Here is a 3,558-nt window from a genome sequence, read left to right as displayed (position 1 = left end):
CGGAGCCGGCGTCCAGCCGGCGGTGCCGTGGATCGGCCGGGTCACCCGCGGCCGGCAGGCGGTCGCCGGCATGCTCGTCTTCCTGACCGGCACCCTGCTGCTCGCCGCGGTCGCCGTGTCGCACTCGCCGCTGCTCGCCGTGGCGGGCGCCGCGGTCCTGGGCGCGGCCTACGGGATCTGCATCGTCTCGGGGCTGGTCGAGGTGCAGGCCATGGCGCCGCCGCAGGACCTGGCCGGGCTGACCGGGTTGTACTGGTCGATCACCTACGCCGGCTTCGCGCTGCCGGTGCTGCTGGCGTGGCCGGCGCCGGCCGTCGGCTATCCGGTCCTCCTGCTCATCGTGGCCGCCGTGGTGCTCTCCTGCACGGCGGTCGTCGTCGCCACCCTGCACAGGGCCTACAGTGCTGCCCGTGAACCGTTCGCCGGGAAGTGACGTACTAGCTGTGTGCGGCACATGCCCGGCCGTGCGCTTGCTCGTACCGAAGGATCCGCCTTGTCCGTCGATCTTCTCGGCTCCGCCGACGCAACGATGACCCCGGAAAACCCGCCCTCACCCCGCCGCTGGCGCCGCATCGCGGCCGGCGTGTTCACCGCGCTGGCCGCGGTGCTGGTCTTCCTGGCGCTCAGCACCCCGCAGAACGTCAGCCGGCTGCCCGAGGGCTCCAACACCGCCGAGGCCTTCATCCGGATCCCGATGGAGGCGCTCATCGCGATCGCGGTGCTGCTGGTGCTGCCGCCTCGGATCCGGCGCGTGACGGCGATCGTCGGCGGCACCCTGCTCGGCCTGCTGACCATCGTGAAGATCGTCGACATGGCGTTCTACAGTGCGCTCGCCCGGCCGTTCAACCCGGTGCTCGACTGGACGCTGCTGGACGACGGGCTCAGCTTCCTGGGCGACTCGATCGGCGAGACCGGTGCCAAGCTGGCGGCGGTCGGCGCGATGCTGCTCGTGCTGTGCGTACCCGTGCTGATGGCCTGGTCGACGCTGCGCCTGACCCGCCTCGCCGAGCGGCACCGCACCGCCGCCTCGCGGACCGTGCTCGCGCTCAGCGCGGCCTGGATCGTCCTCGCCCTGCTCGGCACGCACTTCGTCTCGACCGTGTTCATCTCCTCGGACACGGCGATCACGCTGGCCCGCGACACCTACCTGAAGATTCCGGAGGGCATCAAGGACAAGCGCGAGTTCGCCGTCCTGGCCGCCGACGACCGGTTCCGCGACACCCCGCCCGACCAGTTGCTCACCGGCCTGCGCGGCAAGGACGTGGTCTTCGCGTTCATCGAGAGCTACGGACGCAGCGCGGTCGAGGACCCCGACTACGCCGCGAAGATGGACGCCACGCTGCGGGCGGGCACCGCCAAGCTGACCGCGGCCGGGTACGGCGCGCAGAGCGGCTGGCTCACCTCGCCCACCGCCGGCGGCGGCAGCTGGCTGGCCCACTCCACCTTCCAGTCCGGGCTGTGGGTGGACAACGAGCAGCGCTACCGCACCCTGACCGCCAGCGACCGCACGACGCTGACCAGCGCGTTCGGGCGGGCCGAATGGCGCACCGTCGGCGTCGAGCCGGGCCTGACCTACGCCTGGCCGGAGGGCGAGTTCTACGGCTTCCAGCAGATCTACGGCGAGAAGGACCTCGGCTATCACGGCCCGAAGTTCAGCTGGGCGACCATGCCCGACCAGTTCACCCTGCAGGCCTTCGAGAGGCTCGAACGCTCCAAGCCGGACCGCAAGAACCTGATGGCCGAGATCACCTTCGTCTCCAGCCACACGCCGTGGGCGCCGATCCCTGACCTGGTCGGCTGGGACGAGCTCGGGGACGGCGCGATCTTCGGCCCGATGACCGCGCACGACCCGTCGGCCACCGAGGTCTGGAAGGACACCGACCGGGTCCGCGCGGAGTACCTGCGCTCGGTCGAGTACTCGGTGAACAGCCTGGTGTCGTATGTGGAGAAGTACGGCGACGACGACCTGGTGCTGGTCTTCCTCGGCGACCACCAGCCATCCCCGATCGTCACCGGGCAGAACGCGGGCCGCGACGTGCCGATCAGCATCGTCACCCGCGACAAGGCGGTGCTGGCCAAGATGGCGTCGTGGCAGTGGGCGCCCGGCCTCAAACCGTTGCCGTCCACCCCGCCGGCCCGGATGGACGCCTTCCGCGACCGGTTCCTGACCACGTTCAGCGGCCCGTGACGTCTCCGATCAGCGACGTCGTACTCGGTCTGCCGTCCCCGCTGGAGGAGTTGGCCGACGACCGGGCGCGGGCGGCCGGCGTGCGGCTGCTGCTGAAGCGCGACGACCTGATCCATCCGGACCTGCCCGGCAACAAGTGGCGCAAGCTCAAGCACAACCTGGCGGCCGCGGCGTCCGGCGGGTCGGACACGCTGCTCACCTTCGGCGGGGCGTACTCGAAACAGATCCTGGCCACGGCGGCGGCCGGGCACCACTTCGGGTTCGCCACGATCGGGGTGGTCCGCGGCGAGGAGCACCTGCCGCTCAACCCGATCCTGGGCCGGGCCGCCGAGCTCGGCATGACGATCACCTACGTGGACCGCGCGCAGTACCGCAACCGCGCCGAGCCGGCCTTCCTGCGCCGGTTGCACCGCGAGTTCGGCCGGTTCTTCGTGATCCCGGCCGGCGGCGCGAACCCGGACGGCGTGCGCGGCTGCGCGGAGCTGCCGTCCGAGATCACCGAACCGTACGACGTGGTCTGCTGCTCCAGCGGCACCGGCACCACCCTCGCGGGGATCGCGGCGGGCCTGCCGCCGGGCCGCGAGGCGATCGGCTTCGGGGCCCTGAAGGGCGACTTCCTGGCCGGCGACGTGGCGGCGTTGCAGCGGGCGTACGGCCGGACGACGACGAACTGGTCGATCGAGCCGGAGTTCCACTTCGGCGGCTTCGCCCGCCGGACCGCCGCGCTGGACGCCTTCGTCGTCGACTTCGAGTCGCGGCACGGGATCACGCTGGACGCCGTCTACGAGGCCAAGATGATGGCCGGGATCATGACGCTGCTGGACCGCGGCCGCTGGCCCGCCGGCACGACCCTGGTCGCGGTCCTCGGCTGAGCCCGCCTTTCCCGAGCGGAGCCGGTCGCGCACGCAGGGCGAGAAACCGGCCGTAAACCTCAGAAAACCGAACCGATCGGATGAATACGCACTGCGCGTACCGACATCCTTGCTGGTAGAAACGATCGGGTGCGGGAGCGGTATTACTCGATCGACACCTTCGTCCCCAGGAACGGGCTGGGCACTCTGCGGCTGGGCGGCTCGCTCGACATCGGTGCGCGCGAGGACGTGCGCGACTCGATCATGGAGGCGGCGACGGCTCCGGGACTGCGGACGCTCATGGTCGACCTGAGCGGCGTGGCCTTCCTCGACTCCGAGGCCCTGGCCGGCCTGATCGAGGGTTTCCTCAAGGGCCGCGAGACCGGGGTGGGGATCCGGATGGTCAACGCCCACGGGATCGTCCGGCGGGTGCTCGAGGTCACCGGCACCCTGGAATTGTTCGGAGCGGACTGACGGCGAACGGACTGAAGCCGCGGCCACCCCCCAGCGGCCGCGGCT

At 71.1% G+C, this 3,558-nt stretch carries 3 protein-coding genes and 1 pseudogene; all 4 read left to right on the top strand.

Translation table 11 applies throughout. The features are described 5' to 3' along the window. A pseudogene (locus AB0M20_RS32470) lies at positions 1-433 on the top strand (hypothetical protein); the annotation flags it as partial. Positions 434-493: 60 nt separating this feature from the next. Beyond that, positions 494-2,188 (top strand): sulfatase, encoded by a 1,695-nt coding sequence (locus AB0M20_RS32465; RefSeq protein WP_364304152.1) that lies wholly within the window; start codon positions 494-496, stop codon positions 2,186-2,188. Continuing rightward, positions 2,185-3,060, top strand: a complete 876-nt coding sequence (locus AB0M20_RS32460; protein WP_364304151.1) for a pyridoxal-phosphate dependent enzyme — start codon at positions 2,185-2,187, stop codon at positions 3,058-3,060. The genes AB0M20_RS32465 and AB0M20_RS32460 overlap by 4 nt, the downstream gene beginning before the upstream one ends. 129 nt (positions 3,061-3,189) lie before the next feature. Beyond that, positions 3,190-3,513: an STAS domain-containing protein gene (locus tag AB0M20_RS32455; RefSeq protein WP_364304150.1), complete on the top strand. Its 324-nt coding sequence runs from the start codon at positions 3,190-3,192 to the stop codon at positions 3,511-3,513. Positions 3,514-3,558 lie beyond the last annotated feature (45 nt).

It is taken from the genome of Actinoplanes sp. NPDC051633 (genome assembly GCF_040681735.1).
Classification (GTDB): Bacteria; Actinomycetota; Actinomycetes; order Mycobacteriales; family Micromonosporaceae; genus Actinoplanes.
Note: the sequence above shows the minus strand (reverse complement) of the source record. Positions and strands in the feature narration are given on the sequence as shown.